Raw genomic sequence first — 24,252 nt, 5'->3', positions numbered from 1 at the left:
GGGCATAAAGGAAGATATTTGCAATGCCTTTGATATAGCGATGCCTCATCTTGTCAAGGAAGAAGTTGTTGACAGGGGAAAGGCAAAGGGACTGTTAGATGTTTCGGTGTGTTCTCACACCGAAACCATTCCTTTATAAGCCAGTGCATTTCGGCGTGGGGACGCGCCGAAATATCCAAGCAATCCTAAACAAATTCAAAATCCAAAGTTCAAATATCAAATTAAATCCAAAGCCCAAATGACAAAGAGCATTTTTGGATTTTGATGTTGTTTAGAATTTCGGATTTAGAATTTAGAATTTGCCTCTAAACCATATATTACCCCGGCGGTTTTTGTAGCGCTGCTATTGAAACAAGGATATTTAACCCAAAGTGAAGCAATGGGAAAACTTGACGCCCTTTCAGAGTATATCAGCGAAAACGAATACTTTGCAGCAAAGATATTCATAGAACAGCGGAGGAAGCCATGAAAATAAAATCTATAAGGATGCCTGATGAAATTATGGATGCCATTGAAGTGGTTGAAAAAGAAGAAAAGGTAGAAGAGGCAACCGCAATACGGAAACTTATAAGGATTGGGTATGAGACCTATGTAGCCAATATGTATAAATTCGGGAAACTCTCTCTTGCAGAGGCATCAAGGCTTCTGGGTCGGACACAGATAGAGACCCTTGAACTTTTTCTTGATAAAGGTATCAGGGGAAATCTGGATACAGCAGATGTTATGCAGGCGATGAAGATGTTTGTGAAGGCATAGAATTTTACAATAAACTTGCAGAGATGATAGTCAAACCGGAAAAGGTTACGCCGACAATGGTGGAGTTTCTGGACATCGCAGGGCTTGTGAAAGGCGCAAGCAAGGGCGAGGGGCTTGGCAATCAGTTTCTCGGGCATATAAGAACTGTTGATGCGATTGCGCATATTGTCAGATGCTTTGAAGACCCTGATGTGATTCATGTTGCAGGCAGTGTTGACCCTAAACGGGATATTGAGATAATAAACACAGAACTCATCCTTGCAGATTTAGAGGCAGTTGAAAAGAGGCTGGACAAGACTGCACGGCTTGCAAAGACAGGCGATAAAAAGGCTGTTGCAGCAGCGGCGGATGCGTGCAAGATATTTAAAGGGACACTTGAGAATGGCAAGCCGATTAGGTCTATTGAGTTAAATGATGATATGCAGGAACTTTTGCAGGAACTGAATCTCTTGACTGCAAAACATGTTTTGTATGTTGCAAATGTGGATGAAGCAGGATTGGGGACAGATTTAAAATCTGTCCCCAATCCTCATGTGTCACAGGTGAGGGACATTGCAGATAACGAAGGCGCAAGGCTCGTTGTTATGTGCGGAAAGGTTGAGGCAGAAATCGCAGAACTTCAAGAAAATGAAATGGCAGAGTTTTTAAAAGGACTTGGTTTAAAAGAATCGGGTCTGGACAGGCTTGCGAAAGAAGGGCATGAATTATTGGGTTTAATAACATTTTTTACAGCAGGCAAAAAAGAGGTCCGGGCATGGACAATAAAAAATGGGACAAATGCGCAAATCGCAGCAGGCGCAATCCATTCTGATATTGAAAAGGGTTTTATAAGGGCAGAGGTTATATCATATAATGACTATATAAATTCAGGCTCTGAAGTAAAGGCAAAGGGGAAAGGATTGATGCGCCTTGAGGGGAAGGAATACATTGTAAAGGATGGAGATGTAATATATTTTAGATTTGCAGTTTAAAAAACTGTTGATATGAAAAAGGGATGTGTTATACTTTTACCATTAGAGGTATGTGATTAAGAGGATAAGGGTTGAAAAATATAAAGATAATAATTGCTGCGGCAGGATTGATTGTTATGATGGGTGCTGGCACCTATTTTTTTTATTCAAACACTGCTAAAGCAAGACAAGAAAAGGTTGTAAAAAGGGTACGGGTAGAAATACCTCTGGAAGAGAAAAAAGAACTACCGCAGGTGCCTCCGGAAAAGGCAGAGCCTTCACAGGATGCTAAAAAAACTGTTAAAGAGCCGCCGCACACCATAGTAAAGTCAAAAGAAAAAAACCTTCGTACACCTAATGAAGAAATAAAAAAGACTGAAAAAAGCCTGTCTGTCAATAAATCTGATGAAGTAAAGAAAATAGAGAAAAAAGAGGAGAAACCAGAAATAAGACTCCATGAAAAGATACTTACAGCAAAAAATGAAGATAAACCCGACACAAAAATACCTCAAAAAATAAAAGAAACAAAAAAACAGGTATCCACTGAACAAAAAATACAGCAAAAAAAAGAATTAAAAAAGATTACAGGCGGCTCATGGACATTGCACATTGCTTCTTATACAACAATGGATGATGATGTAAAATCTATTGTAAGAAAACTTAAGGAAGATGGATATAATGCCTATATCATCCAGTTTAATCCAAAAGGCAAAATATGGTATAGGTTAAGGGTAGGCTTTTTCCAGTCTGAAGAGACAGCAAAGGCAGAAGGCAAAAAGATAGCAAGGGCATATAATATCAAAGGTATCTGGACAACAAAACCAACAAAAAATGAGATATTGCTGAATAATAACTAGTTGATACTAAAAAAATATTTCTCGTAAAAAATTGTTCTGTCATCAGATTTCTCTTTATTTTTCGGCTGGTTGTCCTTATAATTTTATTTTTGACGAGCCCACAGCAGGTGTTTTCCCGAACACGATACCTAAACTCCTTGAGATTGTAGAAGGGCTTAAGACCTCAGGTAAGAAAGTCCTCTTTATTGAACATAACGAGACCTTTGAAAAATACTGTTTTAGTGTCATTCCCGCGACCTGTCTGCGTGCGGGCACGCACAGGCAGAAGGACGGAATCCAGAAGCCTTTGATTTTAAAGAACACTGGATTCCGTCCTCCGACTTGTTCGGGGGAACAAGTCGGGGAATGACGAATTTGTGAGTTTTTCAAAGGTTTCATAACATGAAGGTTGTGATGGATATCTCTGACAATATCATCGTCCTTAACCATGGAAAGGAAGGCACACCATCTGAAATACGGAGTAATGAAGATGTCCTTGATGCGTATATGGGGAAAAGGAGAAAAATTGTTGCTTGAAGAAAAAACATAAGTGTTTCTTATGGCGCGGTGAAGGCTATAGAGGATGTAACTTTTCATGTCAATTCAAATAAAATAGTGGCAATGATAGTGTCTAGCAGGGGCGAACGAAATCGAGATTCCTTATTTGTGTCGCCCATTTAAAAACAATTTAAAAGAAATATTTTATTTCAGAAGTGAGGAAAGAATCAGAATGTCAAAAGAATTAAAGAGTTACAAAAATTTCGGCAAAAAAGTCTACATCCAAACTTTTGGCTGTCAAATGAATGAAAATGACTCTGACAGGATAATCGGGCTTTTTAATAAAATGGATTACAAGATAACAAAAGACCCGAGTTGTGCGGATATTATCATATTAAACACATGCAGTATCAGATATAAGGCACAGCATAAGGTGTATAGTGCCTTAGGCAGGTTTAAGGATTATAAAGAGGCAAATAATAACCTGATTGTAGGTATCGGCGGGTGTGTTGCACAACAGGAAGGAGAAAACCTTTTAGCAAAGATACCCCACATTGACATTGTTTTTGGCACACACACCATTCACAAACTTCCTGAACTTATATATAATATAAAACAAAAAAGGCAAAGGATAGTTAGTGTTGAGTTAAGCAGTGAAGCAGACCCCGAGGATTCTTTTGATTATCCATTAGAAAAAAACAGGGTCAAAACCTTTGTCAGTATAATGCGGGGCTGTAACAATTTCTGCACATATTGCATTGTCCCTTATGTCAGGGGCAGAGAAGTCAGCAGAAAGAGTTCTGATATACTTTCAGAGATTAAACGGCTTGCCAAAGGCGGCATCAAAGAGGTTATGTTTGTTGGACAGAATGTAAATTCTTACGGCAATAATGGATATAGCGATATGTCATTCCCTTCTTTATTAAAGGCAGTTTCTATGGTTGATGGCACAGAGAGGATAAGATTTATGACCTCTCATCCAAAGGATATATCAGATGAACTTATTGATGTCCTTGCATCCGAGCCAAAGGTATGCAGTCACATCCACCTCCCGATACAGTCAGGTTCTGATAAGATATTACAAGGTATGCGCCGTGGTTATACAAGAAAAGATTACCTTGAAAAGATTGACAGAATAAGAAAGGCATGCCCTGATATAGCAATAACCACTGACATTATTGTCGGCTTTCCGGGAGAGGCTGAAAGGGATTTTGATGATACTATGGATGTCATCAGGACTGTTGAATATGACAATATATTCTCATTTAATTATTCACCAAGGACCGGAACAGAGGCAGCAGGATATGATGAGCAGGTAACTGATGAGATAAAAGCGAAAAGGCTTTCTATTTTACAGGGCATACAAAAGGAAATAACATTCAAAAAGAATAAGGCGATAGTTGGAAAGGTTGTTGAGGTTCTAGCAGATGGGACGAGCAAAAAAGATTCTATGAATGAGATTACAGGAAGAACCCGATGCGGCAGGGTGGTAAATTTTTCTGGCACAATTGATTTGATTGGAAAGGTTTTATCTGTTAGAATAATAACTGGGCATTTTAATTCACTTAAAGGAATTATTGTCTGATTTTAACCCAGATTATGCACGATTTGGGTTTAATGGATAGGGATATATGTTATTAGAAATGAAGGTGTCAGCCCTTGCGGTTGACCCATACACAAATGCAACAATAGTAATTCTAAAAGACTTGGAAGATAAGAATGCCCTTCCTATATGGATAGGCATTATGGAGGCAACCGCTATTGCTGTAGAATTGGAAAAGATAAAACTTTCCCGACCTTTAACCCATGACCTGCTAAAGGAAATCCTTAAGACTACAGGTATTGATATATTAAAGATTGAGATAAATGATCTAAAGGATAATGTCTATTATGCTGCAATCCATCTTAAGAGGATGTCAGAACTGCATGTAATAGATTCCCGTCCAAGCGATGCAATCGCACTGGCAATGAGAACAAATAGCCCTATATTTGTTAGCAGCAAGGTTATTGAAAAATCCAGAAATATTGATTTGAGAAAGATTAAAGAATATCCGAAAGATGTGAAATCAGAAGAATGGCTGGACATATTAGAAAACCTTTCCCCTGAAGAGTTCGGGAAATACAAGATGTAAAGAAGGGTAAGCAAGACAGATAGGAATGATAGATCTGCATACACATACACTTTTTAGCGATGGCGAACTACTGCCATCTGAGATTGTCAGAAGGGCAGCGGTAAAGGGTTACACTGCCATTGCCTTAACAGATCATGCAGATGCCTCTAATATTGATTTCATAATCCCCCGTATTGTCCTTGTTGCAAAGGAGCTTAATCTAACCGAAAGGATAAAGGTTATACCAGGTATAGAATTGACTCACTGCCCTCCTGAACATATTAAAGGTCTCGTAGAAAAGGCAAGGGAACTTGGGGCAAAGATTGTTGTTGTCCATGGCGAGACGCCTGTAGAGCCTGTAGCAGATGGGACAAATAGAATTGCCATTGAATCCATGACAGACATACTTGCGCACCCTGGTTTTATAAAAGAAGAGGATGTTAAACTTGCCAGAGAATTAGGTGTGTATCTTGAAATCAGTGCAAGGAAAGGACACAGCCTTGCCAATGGTTATGTTGCAAAGGCAGCAATGAGGTGCGGTGCAAATCTGGTTTTAAACAGCGATTCCCATTCTCCGTCAGACCTTCTGGATAGTTGTATGGCAAGGATTGTTGCAAAGGGTGCAGGACTGGAAAAAGATGATATTATAAAAATGGAGAAGAATGCCAATGATATTGTGGAAAGGATTAGATAATAGGCATAAAGGTAATAGTCAGGGGATAAAAGCCGTTTACCCAAAAAATGCAGTTACATTTTTTGGCAAACGCAATCTTTGGTCAAATACTGCGTCAAATCTGTCTGTCCAAATACTCACATACTTAAAACAGTATGCTCCGTTTTGTTCAGCCATCTTTTCCTTGTCTTTGGCTCAAATCTTGCGTTTGCCCCGAAACATAAAAATCAAGTGCATTTTTCGGGTTTACATCCCCATTATTTTTTTTATCATTTCAACACTGCCTGCCTGCTCATCACTCAATTTTAGTTTTAACTTTAAAAAACAGGTTGCAATAGAAAAGACACCTGCACCTCCACCTGTTGAAATAAAAACAGATTCATGGGACACATACCTCAAGGACACATCACGGAGCGGATTAACTGAAGATACCATAAAGCCGCCGCTTCGGTCATACTGGACATTTGATTTGAAAAACATCTGGAATATCCTGCCCATGTATCCCACACAAAACTCTTCACCTGCAGTTGTTGACAATGTTGCTTTTATAGGGAGCACTGACAAGATATTTTATGCCCTCAATTTAAACGATAAAAAGGCACTATGGCAGTTTAAAACAAGCGGCGCAATTGAATCCTCACCTGCATATTTCATGGGCAAAATCTATTTTGGCACAAATGACGGCATACTTTACTGCCTTGATGCAAAGAATGGAAAAGAGGTGTGGCATTTCAATATAAAGGCAGAAATTATATCCTCGCCTTTGATTATAAACAATATAATCTATTTTTCTTCTGTTGATGACAAGGTATATGCACTGGATGCCTCAACAGGTGCAAAGATATGGCACTACAACAGAACATTTGTAAAGCGTATAACACAGAGACAATATGCCTCTCCATCGTATTATAAAAACAGGGTGTATATGGTTTTTTCAGATGGATTTCTAGTAAATATGGATGCACCATCCGGTAGAGAAATATGGAAGAAAAAGATTTACGAGGAAGATATTTATGTCCGTTCAACACCTGTAATAGACAGCGGTAAGATATACCTGATAAATGGCGAGGGGGTTTTGATTGTTCTGGATGCTGAAACAGGCGATGAAAGGTGGAGATTTGATATTACCAAGTCCATTGATTTTGCAATAAAGAAAAATACTATCTTTCTCCTGAATCAGGGAGGACAGATATTTGCTGTAAATAAGATTACAGGGGAAAGTCTGTGGAGAGAAAAGGTTACCAAAGGAAACCCTGCATCAGCAATCATTGCTGGCAACCATCTTATAGTTGCATCAAACTATTCAAAGACATTTCTTGATGTGGAATTTTTAACAGTGTATGAAGGTTATATTGACATATTCAATATAGATAATGGTGAAATCGTATGGACCGAAAATATAAATTCTACCATATCTACAACCCCTATTGCTGCGTATAACAAACTCCTCTTTGCAAATAATAAAGGGAAATTATACATATATTCATCCCAGTAAATAGTTCAGCGGTTGACTACCCCGCCTGCAAACCATTTTTCTCCCTTATGGGAGAAAAATCCTCTAGAAGCCTCCTGCCCAGACGGTGTGCCAGTGATGTAGTCAACCGCTTGTGAGGTTATTTTTAGATGAAAAATAGAAGTGTATGCCTTGTTAGTCTTGGATGCCCAAAAAATCTGGTGGACTCTGAGGTCATGCTGGGTATTTTAAAAGAAGATGGGTATCATCTCGTTTCAGATGAAGATGATGCAGATATCCTTATTGTTAATACCTGCGGTTTTATCAGTGATGCAAAAAAAGAATCCGTTGATGAGATATTACGGCTTGCAGAATATAAGAAAACAGGCAGATGCAGACTTCTTATTGTAACAGGCTGTTTGACTCAAAGATACAAGGATGAACTTGCGGATGAACTGCCAGAGGTTGATTATTTTATTGGGACAGGCGAATATTTTAGGATTGCCGATATAATTAAAAATGGGGCAGAGAGGATTATAGTTGACAAACCTGTCTATATCCATGATTACAATACCCCAAGAATCCTTGCAACACCGAGATATTCTGCATATATAAAGATAGCGGAAGGCTGTTCAAATGACTGCTCTTACTGCACAATTCCGGGTATACGGGGCAAATTCAGAAGCAGGGGCATTACATCAATTGTAAAAGAGGTTGAAAACCTTGCATTACAGGGTGTTAAAGAGATTAACCTTATTGCACAGGATACAACATCATTTGGAATGGATAGGGATTCAAAAACCATTGAGGAACTTTTAAGGCGCCTGGTAAAAATAGAAGGCATAGAATGGCTCAGATTATTATACCTTTACCCAAGCAAAATTACAGACAGCCTCATCAAACTTATTAGAGATGAAAAAAAGATGTGCAAATATTTTGACATACCAATCCAGCACATAAGCAAGAAAATCTTAAATGCAATGAACCGAACTACAACAAGGGATGGGATTACAAAACTTATACAAAAAATAAGAGATAAAATCCCTGATGCCATCATTAGGACATCTATGATAGTTGGCTTCCCCGGAGAGACCGAAGATGATTTTAATGAACTTATGGACTTTGTAAAAGGCATAAAATTTGACAGGCTCGGCGTATTCAAATATTCAAAAGAAGAAGGCACACCTGCATACAAAATGAAAAATCAGGTGTCAGACTGGGTAAAAGAAAAGAGGCTCAGAAAGATAATGCATGTGCAGAAAAAGATTTCCCTTGAACATAATAAGGGGATTATTGGTTCAGTTGTAAGGGTTCTGGTTGAAGGTGTAAGCGATGAGACGGATTTGCTGTTAAAAGGCAGGGCAGTATCACAGGCACCTGACATAGACGGCATCACATACATAACAAGCGGCACAGCCAATGCGGGTGATATAGTTTCTGTAGAGATAACAGAGGCAGGGGAGTATGATATGGCAGGGGAGATTATGGAAGAAGATAAACTGTTACCAAGATTTAAGGAGATGCCATGAAAGACTTATTAAACCATGCAAAGGAACTTTTGACGCCTGCCTTAACATTTCATACCGACATCATTGTCAAAAAGGCAGAAGGTTTGTATATAGAATCTCAAGATGGCAAGAGATATATGGACTTTTCATCAGGACTTGCAACAACAAATGTAGGGCATCGTCCGCCTCTTGTAATTGATGCTGTCAAAAGACAACTGGATGAAATCATTCATTCAGGCTGTATCTTTCGCTATGAGTCAGAGGTTATCCTTGCACAAAAATTAAAAGAGATTACCCCTGATGGCATTGATATGTTCTTTTTTTCAAACAGCGGTGCAGAGGCTGTTGAAGGTGCAGTAAAACTTGCAAGGTTTGTAACAAAAAGGCAGGGGATAATTGCATATACAGGCGCATTTCACGGGAGGACACTTGGCGCATTAACACTAACCACATCAAGTGCAAAATACAGGAAAAACTATCATCCGCTTTTACCTTCTGTGTTCAGAGCGCCTTACCCATATTGTTATAGATGTTTTCTCGGGCATACAAGGGATACTTGTTCAATGGATTGTTTTGAATATTTAAAAAGGATGCTAAAGCATGAAATAATCCCTGAAGAGATTGCAGCCATTATTATTGAGCCTGTTTTAGGTGAGGGGGGCTATGCTGTGCCTCCAAAGGAATACATTGTTGAATTAAGAAATCTTTGCACAGAGCACGGCATCCTTATGATACTTGACGAAGTACAGACAGGCATTGGCAGGACAGGCAAATGGTTTGCATCAGAGCATTTTAATATTACACCTGACATTATAGCCATTGCTAAAGGCATTGCATCTGGTTTTCCCTTGTCTATAGTTGCAGGGACAAAAGAAATCATGTCAAAGTGGTCATATGGTGCACACGGCACAACATTCGGCGGAAACCCTGTTTCATGTGCAGCAGGCATTGCAACAATTAAGACGATTAAAAGGGATAATTTGCTTGATAATGCAGAAAAGGGCGGTAATTATGCTTTGACAAGGTTAAAGGATTTACAAAAAAAATATCCTGCAATAGGTGATGTAAGAGGGCTTGGTTTTATGATAGGGATTGAATTTATAAAGCCTGTCCTGTCAAGCAGCAAGACAGGAACTGATAAATCCCCTGATGCAGAATTCTGCAAAAAGGTCTGTAACCAGTGTGAAGAAGATGGACTCATCCTCATAAAATGCGGAATTGACAAAAACATCATCCGCTTTATGCCGCCTTTAATAACAACAATAGACGAGATGAGAAAGGCACTTGAAATACTTGAAAATGCCATAATCCATTCTTCTATAGCGACCAATCTTTCTTTAAGATAGGATACTTCATTACATATTATATTACATTACGCCACTACAATAAATTTTCCGCTTTTCCTTCTTATAAATTCTTCAGCCCTTCAACCTCTCTTTTTGTCAATAACCTGTATTCTGCAGGCTTTAAATTTCCCAACTTTATGCCTGCAAATTCTATCCTTTTTAATTTCAGAACAGAATGTCCAATTGCAAAGCACATCCTTTTTATAAGCCTGTTCCTTCCTTCATAAACAGTTATTTCAAGCCATGAGTTTGTCTCTGTTTTCTTAACAAATTTTACATCAGCAGGCAAAGTTCTTCCGTCCTCAAGATGAACGCCCTTTCTTAATTTTTCAATGTCCTTTTCATCAGGCGCATCGCTGACCTTTACCAGATATTTTTTGGGGATTTTGTATCTCGGGTGGATGAGTTTGTTTGTGAGTTCGCCGTCGTTTGTAAGGAGGATTGCACCTTCAGCATCAAAGTCAAGCCTGCCCACAGGGAATACCCTTGCCTTTATCTTTGCCCCTTGCCCCTTGCCCCTTGCCCCTGTTTTTATAAGGTCAACAACTGTCTCTCTTTGCTGCGGGTCAAATGCTGTAGATATGCATCCCTTTGGCTTATTCAGAAGGATATAGACCTTTTGAGTATCAAACAATATCCTCTTGCCATCAACTTTTATTATATCCTTTTCAGGGTCAGCCTTGGTCCCCAGTTCTGCTGCTGTCCGGTTGTTGACCAAGACCCTCCCCTCCAGAATCATCTGCTCCGCTGCCCGTCTGGACGCTATCCCTGCTTGCGCTATTATCTTCTGTAATCTCTCCTGCAATTTCTTCCTCCTCTGGCATTGCAATCTCTTTTAATGTCGGCAGACTGGACAAGTCCTTTAAATCAAAGACCTCTAAGAATTCCTTTGTGGTTCCGTAAACAGCAGGCCTGCCCGGCACTTCTTTTCTGCCGATGACCTTTATGAGATTTCTGTCCATGAGCGTTTTTAACACGCCGCCTGAATCAACGCCCCGCAGTTCCTCAATCTCCATCCTTGTTATCGGCTGTTTGTATGCAATCATTGCAAGTGTTTCCATTGACGGTTTGCTTAATTTTTGAGGACCGATTTTGAAAAGTTTCTTGAGCCATGATGCAAATTCAGGTCTTGTCCTGAATTGATACCCGCCTGCGACCTCTTCAAGAAATATGCCCCTCTGGGAATCTTTAAATTCCTCAAGCATCTCTTTCAATGCCGTCTTTACCTCATCCCGCCTCTCGCCTTCAAGGACATTCATGAGCCTGTCAAGACTAATCGGCGGCTCAGATGCGAATATTACTGCCTCTAAAATTGGTTTTAAAGAATCTTTGTCCATCAGGGGTTACTCCTTAACTGAAAAATTACTATTATTATCCATCTGTTTTGTAATCTTTTATGCTGCATCATCTCAAGTTACTAGTCTTAACTTCAATAAAAGGGATTGTAATTTGTTGTGTGTATTCCTTTATCCTTTGCTCTGCTAATTTTACATACTCATCTTTAATATCACAACCTATATAATGCCTCCCTGCCTTCAATGCAGCAAGACAAGTTGTTCCACTCCCACAAAAAGGGTCTAAAACAACATCTTCTTTGAATGTATATAATTGAATCAATCTGTGAGGCAACTCTTCTGGAAATGGCGCAGGATGCCCTATACTACGGGCTGAAACCGCTGGAAATGTCCATACACTTTTTGTCCATTCAAGAAAGTTCTCTTTAGTAATAGTATCTTTTTTATTGCCCCGTTTCCTTGAAAAAGACCCTTTTGAGAAAATCAAAATATATTCATGAATATCTCTCAATACTGGATTGCCAGCAGACAGCCAACTTCCCCATGCAGTAGATGGACTAGAACTTGCCGCCTTATTCCAGATTATTTCACCACGCATAAGAAAACCAATCTCCAGCATATCTTGAATTATGTAACTATGAAGCGGAATATAGGGTTTCCGCCCAAGATTTGCTATGTTCACACATGCCCTGCCACCTGTAGCAAGAACCCGATAGGTTTCTTTAAAAACCCGTTTGAGTAAATTCCTGTATTCGTCCAATGATAAATTCTCATCATACTCTTTTGTCACATTGTAGGGCGGTGATGTAACCATAAGGTGAATGCTGCAGTCAGGGATATTTTCCATTACCGCGCTGTTTTTACAATATATTTTATCTAGAATTGCAGGATTGATAGGGTTTTCAATACATGTTACATTCGCGGGTATCTTTTGCCCTTCATATAATCTGCTGCTATAAAACTTTGTAGAGTCGTGACCAATTCTACCCGGAGAGCCAAAGGCGCTTGTTTTAGTGCCGTTCTTTCTATTATTAGGCTTCATATTTTATTCCTTCCAATAATCCACCCATCTTTTGTAGGGATTATACTCCATTTTAGAATGTTTCCAAACGATTTCTATGCATCTTGTCTCTTTATCTTGTAAAAGCATAATAAGCCCATCTTTACTAATTTCAACACCACGAGGGTTTGTTCCTACTTTCGGCAGTTTTAAATACTTCTCTTTTCCAATCTGGTTTAAAATTCTTTTTTGAACATCCACGGGTATCAAGAAAAGACCTCCTGTGTTAACACTTTTTTTAATATCTTCTTCTTTCAAATCCCATTTAATATGTGCAAGCAATATCTCACATGAAGGAGTGTAAGTCTCAAAGAATTCCAAAGCCTTTGGCGCGTCCACTGTCCAGATAACCTTTACTCCGCCATTTCCTGTTATTGTCTTTATTGAGAGGGGATTGCCAAATAATCGGACATCTACTTCTGACTCGGTAATAGGAATTTGAGTTTCTACATTTCTTTCGCCGAATTTGTATATAAGCATGGCTATTAAAATCTTTTCTCTAGTTGACCCAACCTCCATTCCTATCTTTCCAGCCCTTGAACTCTCTAATTCAGCAATGCTGAATAGATGAGGAAGTTTATTTTTGATTCTTTCTATAAAAACATTGTCTTCAAAGATTTCAAACGCTCTGCTGTTCATTTTTTTATCTGCCTCCAGAATTAAACTCCATCCATGCTTTCCGGCACATACAGCCTTATCACCCCATCTTCAACAGACTGAAAAATCCTTATCAAATGCATCTTTGTAAGTTCAAGCATTGCAAGGAATGTTATAACAATATCGGCGCGGGCGCTGCCAGATGGGAAAAGCGAAAAAAATGTCACGCTCTTTTCTTTGCCCAAAAGTTCCATTATAAAATTTATCCTGTCAGCGATTGTAATCTTTTCTACTGATACATCAAAACCAATTGTCTTTGGCGCCTTTTCAATAACAGTCTTTAATGCCTCAAGCAGTTCAAATATAGATACCTCTACAAGCCCTTCATCACCTTCTATGCCGTCCATCAGAAAATGAGACTTTGTCCAAACATCCCTACCGAGTATTTCCCTTTTATCAAGTTCATGCGCCACCTCTTTGTATCTCTGGTATTCAAGGAGTCTTCGGACGAGTTCAAGCCTTGGGTCTTCGCCCTCCTCTTCCTCTGTTATTTCTTCTGATACAGGCAGAAGCATCTTGCTTTTGATATGGATAAGCGTTGCTGCCATCAAGAGAAACTCGCCTGCAATATCAAGGTTCAGTTCTTTTATAACTTCAATGTATTCAAGATACTGCTCTGTAATCGCTGCAATAGGAATATCATAAATATCAACCTCATTCTTTTTTATGAGATGAAGCAGGAGGTCTAAAGGACCTTCGAATATTTCAAGTTTGACTTTCATTGCAGATGCAATACCTTCCTCACTTCTTCCATTGTTTCCTTTGCAATCTTTTTTGCCTTTTCATTTCCCTTGTTCAGCACATCATTCACAATATCAGGGTTTTTCACAATCTCCGCCCTTTTTTCCTGTATCGGCTTTAATTCCTCTATGATCTTTGGAATCACAAATTTCTTGCACTCTATACAGCCGATGCCAGCGGTTCTGCATCCTTCGTCAACCCTTTGGATTACATCAGCAGAAGAATATATCTTGTGCAGGAAAAACACAGGGCAGATTTCAGGATTGCCGACATCTGTCCTTCTTTTCCTTGCAGGGTCTGTGAACATCGGCAAAATCTTTTTCTCAATCGCATCAGGCGGGTCTGATAAAAATATTGCATTGTTATAACTCTTGCTCATCTTTCTGCCGTCTGTGCCTAAAAGTTTTGGCGTTTCCGTTAGCAAGGTCTGTGGCTCAGGAAATGTTTCGCCGTAAAGGAAATTGAACCTCCTTGTGATTTCTCTTGAGAGTTCAAGATGAGGCGCCTGGTCAATGCCCACAGGAACAGCATTTGCCTTATAAATAATTATATCAGCTGTCTGCAAAACAGGATAACCAAGAAAACCGTATGTATGCAAATCCTTATCTTTTACCTCTTCCACCTGCTCCTTGTAAGTGGGGTTTCTCTCAAGCCATGAAGTTGGTGTTATCATTGATAATAAAAGGTGGAGTTCTGCATGTTCCTTAACAGCAGATTGAAGAAATATGGCTGAGTTGGGGACAGATTTTAAATCTGTCCCCAGTATGCCAACCGACAGCCAATCAATAACCATCTCATTTATATTTTCCTGAATGTTTTTTGGGTCATTGTATTCTGTTGTCAGGGCATGCCAGTCAGCAACAAAGAAAAGGCATTCTGATTCATCCCCGATAGTAGCATTCGGGGACAGGTTTTGGAGTTTCAGCCAGTTTTTAAGCACACCGTGATAGTGTCCAAGATGGAGTTTGCCTGAAGGCCTCATCCCACTCAGAATACGCCTTGCCATTTAGAAATTTCCCCCAAGGAATAATCTTGCTATCGCAAGGATTATAGGCGATATGACGATATGGACAAAATTTGTGAATATAAGGATGATTAGGATAACAAAGCCGTAAGGCTCTATCCTTGAATATGTTTCTGCCATATTATACGGCAGAAGCCCTGCCATCACCCTGCCGCCATCAAGCGGCGGTATGGGCAGAAAATTGAATACAGCAAGACCGATGTTTATTATAACGCTTGCATGGAGCATCATTAAAAGCGGCGCTGTTATAAAGGTAAATGATGGGTTTAGGAGCAAACCTGTATTAAGTGTAAGCCGCAGTATTATTGCGCTTACCGCAGCAATAAACAGATTTGTTACAGGACCAGCCAAAGCAACCCACATCATACCCTTCCTGTGGTCTTTTAAATTAAGCGGATTTACAGGCACAGGTTTTGCCCAACCTATCATTCCTGTTATGATAAAAGCCAGTGTGCCGACAGGGTCAAGGTGCTTTATTGGATTGAGCGTAAGCCTTCCCAAAAGTCTTGCCGTAGGGTCTCCAAGTTTATCAGCAACCCAGCCGTGTGCGAGTTCATGCAGGGTTACTGCAAGGAGTATAGGAAATGCAAGTATGGCTATTTTTTGGACAATCGCTTCCATTATTTTATTACAGGCAGGTAAACCTTTACCTCTGTTCCCTTCCCCGGTTTAGAGGTTATTTTAATGTATCCTCCGTGTTCTTTTATTATGCCATATGCTGTTGTAAGTCCAAGCCCTGCACCCATTTCCTTTGTTGTAAAAAATGGCTCAAATACCCTTTCAAGTGTTTCCTTGTTCATTCCATGCCCTGTATCTCTGAAGGATATTACCGCCATATTTTCTTTCTTTTTAGGCGGCACTAAACACACCTGCATTCTTCCACCTTCTGGCATTGCCTCTATGGAGTTAAAGATAATGCTCATAAAGGCATCAGAGAGTTTAGTCCTATCCCCTTTTACCTTTACACTTGCAGAGATACCCATATCAACCACTATTCCTTTTCCCACAGTCTCTTTTATTATATTCAGTGCAGAATCAAGCAATTCTGTAAGTAACAGAGGTTCCTTTACCATTTTACCTGCACGGGCAAAATCTAGAAGGTTATATGTAAGGGTCTTTCCCCTTTCTGCAGCATATATGATGTTATTTAATGCCATGATATTTGCTGGCTCTTCCTCTTTATCTTTAAGAAGTGAGGCATAACCCATTACAATTGCGAGGAGGTTATTGAAATTATGGGCAATACCACCTGCAAGTCTTCCAATAGCCTCTATCTTTTGTGAATGGAATAGTTTTTCTTTTGTTTCAAGAATTTCATTTTTTGCATCAATATGTGAGAGAATAAGTGAAAAACTATTGCATAGAGAGGTTATCATTGCGGGATAAGGATCAGGAAAGCCGTCTTCTCTGAAACTAAAAAGCCTGACCACCCCATAAAGTTTATCATCTTCTCTTTTAACAGGGAAAAATCCAAGCGACCTTACCATTGGTCTTAAAATGGGGTGCATGATGAAGGGGGTATTTTTTGGTGAAATGGACTGGATTATAAACGGCGCTCTTTCCATCACCTCTTCAACACCGTATCCTGAATCTATCTCATGTTCAATAAGTTCTTTCCCCTCTGGAAAGCCAATGACTTCTTCAAGGTAGAATTTTTTCTTCTTTGTTGAAAACCTTAAAAAAGAGGCAACCTCATATCCGAAGAAGAAAGATACCTTTTCAAGAAAGTGTCTTATCTCCTCCCTCCAATCCATAGTCTTTCCCATAGAGGATATGATTTCATACATCACTGACAGGGTTGTTATCTTGTCGCTATTTTTTATAAGCATAACACTAATTACCTATTTCTCAAACAAGAGGCATGAAAACGTTTTATTATGAAACATAGGCATACCAAGGTCAAGTATGCCTACCTCTCCAAAACTCATACACCCGAAAAATGGCACATCTCCGATAAGTTCTTTTATAATTTTCATCTCTTCGCCATACTTATCTTTTAAAAGTGCGTACCTTGATATGCAGGAAAAAATTATTCCTCCGCCTGCCTTACCCTTTATTTCTGATAAAGCCTTTTTTATTGCAGACCTCTCAGCATCAAGTATATCCTTTTTACTACCTTTCATTATCTGAACAACTGTATTTTCTTCTATACCGCAGAATAGTTGTATATAATCCCCATCCTCTTTTATTGGGTCCCTTATCAGACGATCTCCCCTCATCCTCATTATGCCTAATGGATAATTAAGCCCAAGAATAGAGCATGGTTTATCCTCACCTATAATCTCTTTATAAACCTTTAATGGAGACTGCCAGTCCAGTTCAGTGATTAAGTTTCCTTTAGTCTTTGTTACGAGCATAGGAGAACTCATGGGTTTAAAACCATGTGCAACACCTGTTGAATATTTTTTTTCAAAAAAACATAATGCTCCAACACATGCATCTTGCATAATAGTTGTATCAGTAAATTGATACGCATCAATGTTGTCAACATTACTACCTGCACCGCCTCCAAAATAATTGCATGTTGTATCAATGGTTCTGTAAATGTCCCTTAATGTGTTGGTAATGCCGGGACTATTGCCGTCAAAAAGCAAAAATAAAAGCGGGTTGCCCTTTCTGTCTTTTACCTTGGTCCAGAGGTCATCTCCTATATCCTTTCCCGGACTACCACCCTTTGAAATCCCTTCTCTATAAAAGGTATAGACATCCTTTGCCTTTATAGCGCCAACACATACACCATCTCCTGCATAGTATCCTTTTGAATGCAGACAGCCGCCCATTGATGAGCCTATAACCGGGGTCTTTTTTGAAACTGATTTTATACCTTGAATAAGCGAGGAAAGGTCATAACCAGAGGCGGCAAAGACAACAAAAAGGGATGGTTTTCCGCCTAATTCATGAATGGCATTTTCAGTAGATACCCTGCCAGCCTTAAGTGCGTCATGTTCTGTTGAATAACCAACCCCTATAGTGTTCATATCCTTTATCCTTAAAATAAATTAATCATCTGCATAACAAGGATTTTGCATACTGCCTTTTATCTTCGGATGTTCTTTTACAATAACCCTTCTGCCCTTAACCTCAAGCCTTCCTTCAACGAAAAGTTGAATCGCATAAGGGTATATTTTATGTTCCTCTTTCAAGATTCTCTGGCGGAGTGTTTCTGCTGTATCATCATCATAAACAGGCACAGCAGACTGAATAATTATAGGACCAGTATCAACCCCCTCATCAACAAAATGAACAGTAGCGCCTGAAAACTTCACGCCGTATTCAACAGCCTTTCTTTGCACATTAAGACCAGGGAAGGCAGGCAGGAGCGCAGGATGGATATTCATAATCCGCATGGGGAATGCCCTTACAAATTTTGGGGTAAGCAGCCTCATAAACCCTGCCATAACAACAAGGTCTACAGAATATCTTTTAAGGGTATCTATAATAATCGTATCATAATCTTCACGGGTGTTTGCAATGTTATTAGGTATTATTTCAACAGGGATATTATGCCTTTTTGCCCTATGAACAGCATAGGCACCATGACTATTGCTTATCACAACACCTATGCTGCACTTGAGTTTTTTCGCCTCAATTGCGTCTATTATTGCCTGAAGGTTTGTCCCGCTTCCGGATACCAGAACACCTAGATTTATCATGTTATTAGGACTGTTTTTTCTCCCTTTGTTTTACGCTCTACCTCTCCTATCAAATACGCAGTCTGTCTTATCTGTTTGAGTTTTTGCATAACCCTGCCGGATATCTCATCTGCAACTATTAGCACCATGCCTATCCCACAGTTAAATGTCCTGAACATCTCTGATAAATCAATTTTGCCTGTGTCCTGAATAAATCTGAATATAAACGGCATTTCCCACATATCTTTTGCTATGACTACCTTAATATTTTTAGGGAGTATCCTTGGGATATTTTCAATCATACCGCCGCCTGTAATATGGGCAATCCCCTTTATCCTGAAATCCTTTAAAAGTGCCTTTATGGTTTGCACATAAATCTTTGTTGGGGTTAGGAGTTCTTCGCCGATTGTTCTTTTTAGACCTGTCACACTATCTTTTACATCCAGTCCAAGTTTTTCAAACAAGACCCTTCTGGCAAGGGAGAACCCGTTGCTGTGCAGACCGCTGGAACCAAGTCCGATGACCTTATCCCCGGACTTTATAAGAGAGCCGTCTATTATAGCCTCTCTTTCAACGACACCTACGGAAAAGCCTGCAAGGTCATATTCGCCTTTATTATAAAAGTCAGGCATCTCTGCTGTCTCGCCGCCGACAAGGCTGCATTCAGCCTCTTTACACCCTTTTACGATTCCCTTTATTACAAGTGATGCCTTTTTTGCATGAAGTCTGCCTGTTGCAAAATAATCAAGGAAGAATAAAGGTTCTGCACCGCTTACAATAATATCATTTACACCCATTGCAACAAGGTCAATCCCAATTGTATCGTGCCTGTCCATCATAAATGCGAGTTTCAGTTTTGTGCCAACACCATCAGTTGATGATACAATTACAGGCTCCCTGTATCTCTTTGTATCAATGGCAAAGAACGCACCAAAACCCCCTATCCCTCCAAGCACCTCTTTCCTGATTGTTGTGCCTGCCATAGGTTTTATCAGATTTACAAGTTTCTCGCCTTCCTTTATATCCACACCAGCACTTTTATAAGTTAGTTTTCCCATAGGCATCCTGTCATTATTGTTATAAAACCCTCACAAAAGATACCCAAACTCTCCTATAAAGTCAATCTTTTACTTTGTATCTGCCTTCCCCAGAGTTTTTATTACAGTGTCCATATCATCTGGCAGGGGACTTGCAAATTCTATATATCTGCATGTATCGGGATGGATAAAACCAAGAACAGACGAATGCAATGCCTGCCTTTTTAATCCTTGAACGGCTGAACAGACTTCAGGATGCAGTGAGGCAGGTATGCTTTTTTTACCGTAAACATAATCTCCCACCACAGGGTGGTGTGTGGAGGAAAGGTGCACCCTTATCTGATGGGTTCTGCCTGTTTCAATCCTGATTTCAAGGAGTGTAAAATTGTTAAACCTCCGCAGAACCTTATAATATGTTACAGCCCTTCTGCCCTTCTTTGTTTTCACAGACATCCTCTGTCTAACAGTGATATGTCTTCCTATTGGCAAATCAACCCTCCCTTCATTGTCTTTAACAATACCCCATACAATCGCAATATATCTTTTGACCACAGTATGTTCCTTGAACTGTCTTGCAATGGATTTATGTGCATTATCATTTTTTGCAGCCACCATAGTGCCTGATGTATCTTTGTCAAGCCTGTGGACAATGCCTGGCCTTAAAATCCCGTTTATACCTGACAGGTCTTTGCAGTGATAAAGAAGTGCATTTACAAGTGTCTTTTCTGTATTACCGCTGCCCGCATGGACAACCATACCTGCTGGTTTATTGACCACAATTATTGATTTATCTTCATAAAGGATATCTAGCGGAATATTTTCAGGGACTACATCTAACGGTCTTATTTCAGGAATGCATACACTAATAACATCCGTATCCTTGAGTTTAGAGCCTGATTTTGCAGGGAGATTGTTTAATAATACATTACCACTGTCTATCAGTTTTTTTATTTGGGAACGGCTTATATCAGGTATCTTTTTTGAAAGGTATATATCAAGTCTTTCGTTTAAATCTTTTAGGGTAGGTTTATAAAATAGGGTCATATTCGTGCAGAATCTGGGTTTATCTTTCCTTTAATATCTCCTTTACAAGCAGCTCCGCCCCTTTTTCTGCATTCAGTTTTACAAGTCTCTCAACAAGGTCTACATCCTTTCTTCTAAAGGCATTTATTATATCCCCATGCTGTTTTATAGACCCCTTCATCCTGCCCGGCAGCGATATAGATGCCATCCTAAATCTTTCAAACTGTTGGACAAGATTATGCAGGAGTTTCCATAGTTTCTCATTACCGCCTGCCTTCAGAAACACATCGTGAAATTGGTTGTCAATTTTGGAAAATGTCTTTGCATCATTTTTTTCTGCACACCTCATCATAAGTTCATTAAGATGCTCCATCTTTTGAAGGTCTTTTTCTGTCAACTTATGGCAGGATGTCTTTGCTGCATAACCCTCAAGCACACCCTTGATTCCATAGAAATCCCTTACATCCTTATCTGTTATCGGGCTTACAATAGCCCCTTTTCTGGGTGTTACAGTTATAAAACCTTCTATTTCAAGCTGCCTGAATGCCTCTCTTATCGGCGTTCTGCTTATGCCAAACCTCTCAGCAAGTTCAGGCTCTGGCACCCTTTCACCCGGCTTGAGGCTGCCCTTGATAACCGCCTCTTTAATACTATCTACAATCCTCTCTCTTAAAGTAGGATACCTTTCCAATAGCATACACCCCTTGCCTTACTTCTAAATACTCAAGACCTTTACCACTATCAAGTCCAAAATAGCATATAACAAGGCTTAAAAAAAAAAAAAAAATAGACATTGATTTTTGGGGAAAAGGCAAGATTGTAAATACCTCAGTAAATACCTCATACCAAAAAAATCTTGCAAAGAAGTATGGATTTGGTAAATTACAGGTGCTAGGTTTTACTGAAACCTGACACCTAACACCTGAAACCTAGAACCCATAACCTAAAACCTATGCCAAAAGACCTACTTGTAGAGATTGGAACTGAAGAAATACCAGCCGCTTTTATTCCAAAGGCTCTTGAATCCTTTTCCAGATTGATTAAACAGGCATCGGATGAAAGTGGTCTTGGATTTAAAGGCATAAAGCCTTTTGGAACACCACGACGGCTTGTAGTCCTTGTTGAATCTCTTGATGAAAAACAGCCTGATAAAGAAACTACATTAACAGGCCCTGCAAAAAAATCTGCTTTTGATGAAAACGGCAGACCTACAAAGGCAGCAGAGGGCTTTGCAAAATCTCAGGGTGTTAAGGTAAGCGAGTTAAAGATTGCAGAGACGCCAAAAGGTGAGTATCTTTGCATAAGAAAAGAGATAAAAGGGAAAAAGACAGAGATTATCCTTTTAGAAATCCTGCCAAATGTCATAGGCTCTATCCCATTTCCAAAGGCAATGAGATGGGGCGACTGGGATGTAACCTTTGCAAGACCTGTCCACTGGCTTTGCGCTATATTTGGCAAAGATATTATACCTTTCAAATTAGGGCATATAAAAAGCAGCAACCTTTCCTATGGACACAGATTTTTAAGCCCCAAACCATTTAGGGTTGACAGCATAAGAACATATCTTAAAAAGACAAAAGAGGCATCTGTAATAATTGACCCGTGTGAGCGAAAGAATATCATTGCCAGAGAGATTGAAAAGTCTTTGAGAGGGGCAAGGGGCAAGGGGCAAGGGGCAAGGGTTTTGAAGGATGATGCTTTGTTGGAAGAGGTTGCATATCTGGTTGAATATCCTCAAGCGCTTATGGGGAGTTTTGATAAAGAGTTTTTGAGTTTACCAAAAGAGGTTGTTGTAAATGCAATGCGCGAACATCAGAGGTATTTTTCTGTAGTTGACGAAAATGACTGCCTGCTTCCATATTTTATATTTGTTGCAAATACAAAGGCAAAAGACCCGAAGGTTGTTATGAGAGGCAATGAAAGGGTCTTAAGGGCAAGGCTCAATGACGCAAGATTTTATTATGCAAAGGATTTGAAGACGCCGCTTGCAGAGTATGCAGACAAGTTAAAGGGTGTTGTGTTTCAGGAAAAACTCGGGACATCGTATGAGAAGGCGGAAAGGTTTAAGGCGCTGGCTAATTTTATATCTGAAAGTATCGCTCCGCAGTCGCAGCAGACGGTGGATAGGGCAGCATATCTATGCAAGGCTGATTTGGTATCGGGCATGGTCGGAGAGTTTCCTAAACTTCAGGGGATTATGGGAAAAGAGTATGCGCTTAAATCAGGAGAATTGCCAGATGTCGCTGATGCAATACTTGAGCATTACATGCCTGTATCTGCCGGCGGGGAACTCCCTAAAGGCATGGCAGGGGCGCTCATAAGCATTGCTGATAAGATGGATACAATCTGCGGATGTTTCAGCGTAGGACTTATTCCGACAGGCAACGCAGACCCTTATGGACTCAGAAGGCAGGCGCTTGGCATTATTGCAATAATAATTGATAAAAGTTTTATCCTGCCGATTGATGGACTTGTTGATAAGTCAATTGAACTCTTAAACGATAAAATTAAAAGACCCGCATCCGATCCCCGATTACAACCTTCGGGGACAAGTATTAAAAACGATGTCCTTGAATTTTTTAAAGAGCGGCTGAGAAACCAACTTCTTTCTCAAGGCTATTCTTTTGATACAATTGACGCTGTGCTTTCAGCGCCTTGGTATGATATAAATGATGCTGTCCAAAGGATAAAGGCGCTTGAGGGATTCAAGAAAAATCCTGCATGCTCTTTATTGACGATTGCATTTAAAAGGGTTTCAAATATCTTGAAGGGACAAGAGACAAGGGTCAAGGGGCAAGGGATTGATGCCTCTCTGTTTGAATATCCGAATGAAAATGAACTTTTTGAGATTACACAAAGGATAGCGCCGGAAATAGACGAATACTGGCGAAAAGGCGATTACGAAAAGGTCTTTGAAACTTTAGCATCTCTAAAAGGAACGATAGATACATTCTTTGATAAGGTAATGGTTATGGTTGATGATGAGAGGATTTGCAAAAACCGCCTGATTTTGCTTAATATGGTTAGAAATCTTTATTATCAGATTGCGGATTTGTCAAGATTACAGGTGTAATAGAGAAATTATATGACAAATAGAGAGATTGAAGAAGTATATCAAATTGTTACAGATTACCATGAAAAATATCTAAAGAAACATGGTGTCAAATTACCGAAGTTGAAAGATGCGGACGGAAATTATGTTAAGGATGCCTTGGTTTTGGTTTATCTTGCAAGGTTTTATCCAAGCACTGTCTCTGTAATGAAGGAGGAACTTACTGAATTCATCAGAAAATTTTATCCTAAAACAAATGATGTTCAACAGGCGAGGCATCTCGGAGCGCAAAAGGGGTGGTTTATTTCAGCAGGCGGCAGAGACAATGTCCATGTGAAGAAAAGCGGAGAATACCGGTTGATTACTTTGGAAAGACCGTATCCTAATTTCAAAGGACACAGAATTGAAGCGACAGGCGATTGGGATAAAATAAAGCAGCAATATGGAAATCGCTGCGCCACCTGCGGTTCTGAAGAAGAAAAGAAAAATATCCACTATCCGAACACAATAACAAAACTGCAAAAAGCGCATATTGACTCAGCAAAACCGCTGGTTGAAGGAAACATTATTCCTCAGTGTCAAAAATGCAATCGTGCATAC

The 24,252-nt window shown here is 39.7% G+C and carries 24 protein-coding genes and 1 pseudogene; 12 read left to right on the top strand and 13 right to left on the bottom strand.

Annotated elements, in window-relative coordinates; all coding sequences use genetic code 11:
* Nucleotides 1-465: 465 nt before the first annotated feature.
* The 10 genes from HZC45_07400 (at nucleotide 466) to HZC45_07355 (ending at nucleotide 10,131) form a co-directional block, all read left to right on the top strand.
* Nucleotides 466-756, top strand: coding sequence for a hypothetical protein (locus HZC45_07400; protein ID MBI5682972.1), 291 nt, complete (start codon nucleotides 466-468; stop codon nucleotides 754-756).
* Nucleotides 757-779: 23 nt separating this feature from the next.
* A complete protein-coding gene (gene ychF / locus HZC45_07395; protein ID MBI5682971.1) occupies nucleotides 780-1,727 on the top strand; it encodes a redox-regulated ATPase YchF in 948 nt (315 codons plus the stop codon).
* 71 nt (nucleotides 1,728-1,798) lie between these two features.
* Complete coding sequence (locus HZC45_07390; protein MBI5682970.1) at nucleotides 1,799-2,563, top strand: SPOR domain-containing protein; 765 nt, start codon at nucleotides 1,799-1,801, stop codon at nucleotides 2,561-2,563.
* Between the two features lie 381 nt (nucleotides 2,564-2,944).
* On the top strand, nucleotides 2,945-3,079 hold the full coding sequence (locus tag HZC45_07385; GenBank protein MBI5682969.1) for a hypothetical protein: 135 nt from the start codon (nucleotides 2,945-2,947) through the stop codon (nucleotides 3,077-3,079).
* 193 nt (nucleotides 3,080-3,272) lie between these two features.
* On the top strand, nucleotides 3,273-4,625 hold the full coding sequence (gene miaB, locus HZC45_07380; protein MBI5682968.1) for a tRNA (N6-isopentenyl adenosine(37)-C2)-methylthiotransferase MiaB: 1,353 nt from the start codon (nucleotides 3,273-3,275) through the stop codon (nucleotides 4,623-4,625).
* A 46-nt stretch (nucleotides 4,626-4,671) separates the two neighbouring features.
* The gene (locus HZC45_07375; GenBank protein ID MBI5682967.1) at nucleotides 4,672-5,172 is read left to right on the top strand and encodes a bifunctional nuclease family protein; all 501 of its coding nucleotides are present in this window, start codon (nucleotides 4,672-4,674) and stop codon (nucleotides 5,170-5,172) included.
* A gap of 25 nt (nucleotides 5,173-5,197) precedes the next feature.
* A complete protein-coding gene (locus tag HZC45_07370) occupies nucleotides 5,198-5,845 on the top strand; it encodes a histidinol phosphate phosphatase domain-containing protein (GenBank protein MBI5682966.1) in 648 nt (215 codons plus the stop codon).
* The gene (locus tag HZC45_07365) at nucleotides 5,820-7,319 is read left to right on the top strand and encodes a PQQ-binding-like beta-propeller repeat protein (protein MBI5682965.1); all 1,500 of its coding nucleotides are present in this window, start codon (nucleotides 5,820-5,822) and stop codon (nucleotides 7,317-7,319) included. Before HZC45_07370 ends, HZC45_07365 begins: the two co-directional genes overlap by 26 nt.
* A 128-nt stretch (nucleotides 7,320-7,447) precedes the next feature.
* A complete protein-coding gene (gene rimO, locus HZC45_07360; protein ID MBI5682964.1) occupies nucleotides 7,448-8,806 on the top strand; it encodes a 30S ribosomal protein S12 methylthiotransferase RimO in 1,359 nt (452 codons plus the stop codon).
* A complete protein-coding gene (locus HZC45_07355) occupies nucleotides 8,803-10,131 on the top strand; it encodes an aspartate aminotransferase family protein (GenBank protein MBI5682963.1) in 1,329 nt (442 codons plus the stop codon). The genes rimO and HZC45_07355 overlap by 4 nt, the downstream gene beginning before the upstream one ends.
* 61 nt (nucleotides 10,132-10,192) lie before the next feature.
* On the opposite strand, the gene HZC45_07350 is transcribed toward HZC45_07355, so the two are convergent.
* From HZC45_07350 to HZC45_07290, 13 genes and pseudogenes are all read right to left on the bottom strand, one after another.
* Entirely contained in the window at nucleotides 10,193-10,936 is a 744-nt protein-coding gene (locus tag HZC45_07350; GenBank protein MBI5682962.1) for an rRNA pseudouridine synthase, read from the bottom strand.
* A pseudogene (gene scpB, locus HZC45_07345) lies at nucleotides 10,923-11,468 on the bottom strand (SMC-Scp complex subunit ScpB). The gene HZC45_07350 and the pseudogene scpB overlap by 14 nt, the downstream one beginning before the upstream one ends.
* A 67-nt stretch (nucleotides 11,469-11,535) precedes the next feature.
* Nucleotides 11,536-12,468 (bottom strand): site-specific DNA-methyltransferase, encoded by a 933-nt coding sequence (locus tag HZC45_07340; GenBank protein ID MBI5682961.1) that lies wholly within the window; start codon nucleotides 12,466-12,468, stop codon nucleotides 11,536-11,538.
* A 3-nt stretch (nucleotides 12,469-12,471) separates the two neighbouring features.
* On the bottom strand, nucleotides 12,472-13,125 hold the full coding sequence (locus HZC45_07335) for a ThaI family type II restriction endonuclease (protein MBI5682960.1): 654 nt from the start codon (nucleotides 13,123-13,125) through the stop codon (nucleotides 12,472-12,474).
* Nucleotides 13,126-13,145: 20 nt separating this feature from the next.
* Nucleotides 13,146-13,865 (bottom strand): segregation/condensation protein A, encoded by a 720-nt coding sequence (locus tag HZC45_07330; GenBank protein MBI5682959.1) that lies wholly within the window; start codon nucleotides 13,863-13,865, stop codon nucleotides 13,146-13,148.
* Entirely contained in the window at nucleotides 13,862-14,890 is a 1,029-nt protein-coding gene (trpS, locus tag HZC45_07325; protein ID MBI5682958.1) for a tryptophan--tRNA ligase, read from the bottom strand. Before trpS ends, HZC45_07330 begins: the two co-directional genes overlap by 4 nt.
* On the bottom strand, nucleotides 14,891-15,529 hold the full coding sequence (locus HZC45_07320; GenBank protein MBI5682957.1) for a site-2 protease family protein: 639 nt from the start codon (nucleotides 15,527-15,529) through the stop codon (nucleotides 14,891-14,893).
* A complete protein-coding gene (locus HZC45_07315) occupies nucleotides 15,529-16,737 on the bottom strand; it encodes a hypothetical protein (GenBank protein MBI5682956.1) in 1,209 nt (402 codons plus the stop codon). The genes HZC45_07320 and HZC45_07315 overlap by 1 nt, the downstream gene beginning before the upstream one ends.
* A 12-nt stretch (nucleotides 16,738-16,749) precedes the next feature.
* Nucleotides 16,750-17,886, bottom strand: a complete 1,137-nt coding sequence (locus HZC45_07310; protein ID MBI5682955.1) for an FIST C-terminal domain-containing protein — start codon at nucleotides 17,884-17,886, stop codon at nucleotides 16,750-16,752.
* A gap of 21 nt (nucleotides 17,887-17,907) precedes the next feature.
* The gene (locus HZC45_07305; GenBank protein MBI5682954.1) at nucleotides 17,908-18,561 is read right to left on the bottom strand and encodes a phosphoribosylglycinamide formyltransferase; all 654 of its coding nucleotides are present in this window, start codon (nucleotides 18,559-18,561) and stop codon (nucleotides 17,908-17,910) included.
* Nucleotides 18,558-19,604: a phosphoribosylformylglycinamidine cyclo-ligase gene (locus tag HZC45_07300; GenBank protein MBI5682953.1), complete on the bottom strand. Its 1,047-nt coding sequence runs from the start codon at nucleotides 19,602-19,604 to the stop codon at nucleotides 18,558-18,560. Before HZC45_07300 ends, HZC45_07305 begins: the two co-directional genes overlap by 4 nt.
* A 63-nt stretch (nucleotides 19,605-19,667) precedes the next feature.
* Nucleotides 19,668-20,621 carry an RluA family pseudouridine synthase gene (locus tag HZC45_07295; protein MBI5682952.1) on the bottom strand — a complete coding sequence of 318 codons (954 nt, stop codon included), beginning with the start codon at nucleotides 20,619-20,621 and terminating at the stop codon, nucleotides 19,668-19,670.
* 19 nt (nucleotides 20,622-20,640) lie between these two features.
* On the bottom strand, nucleotides 20,641-21,297 hold the full coding sequence (locus HZC45_07290; protein MBI5682951.1) for a GntR family transcriptional regulator: 657 nt from the start codon (nucleotides 21,295-21,297) through the stop codon (nucleotides 20,641-20,643).
* Between the two features lie 255 nt (nucleotides 21,298-21,552).
* Between HZC45_07290 and HZC45_07285 the strand changes: the two genes are divergently transcribed.
* Together HZC45_07285 and HZC45_07280 are read left to right on the top strand one after the other, a co-directional pair.
* The gene (locus HZC45_07285) at nucleotides 21,553-23,673 is read left to right on the top strand and encodes a glycine--tRNA ligase subunit beta (GenBank protein ID MBI5682950.1); all 2,121 of its coding nucleotides are present in this window, start codon (nucleotides 21,553-21,555) and stop codon (nucleotides 23,671-23,673) included.
* Between the two features lie 12 nt (nucleotides 23,674-23,685).
* On the top strand, nucleotides 23,686-24,252 hold a 567-nt coding region (locus HZC45_07280; GenBank protein ID MBI5682949.1), incomplete at its 3' end, for a hypothetical protein.

The sequence above is a fragment of the Deltaproteobacteria bacterium genome (genome assembly GCA_016223005.1).
In the GTDB taxonomy this organism is placed as follows: Bacteria; Desulfobacterota; GWC2-55-46; order UBA9637; family GWC2-42-11; genus JACRPW01.
The sequence above is the reverse complement of the archived record's forward strand: the minus strand, read 5'-3'. Positions and strand labels throughout refer to the sequence as shown.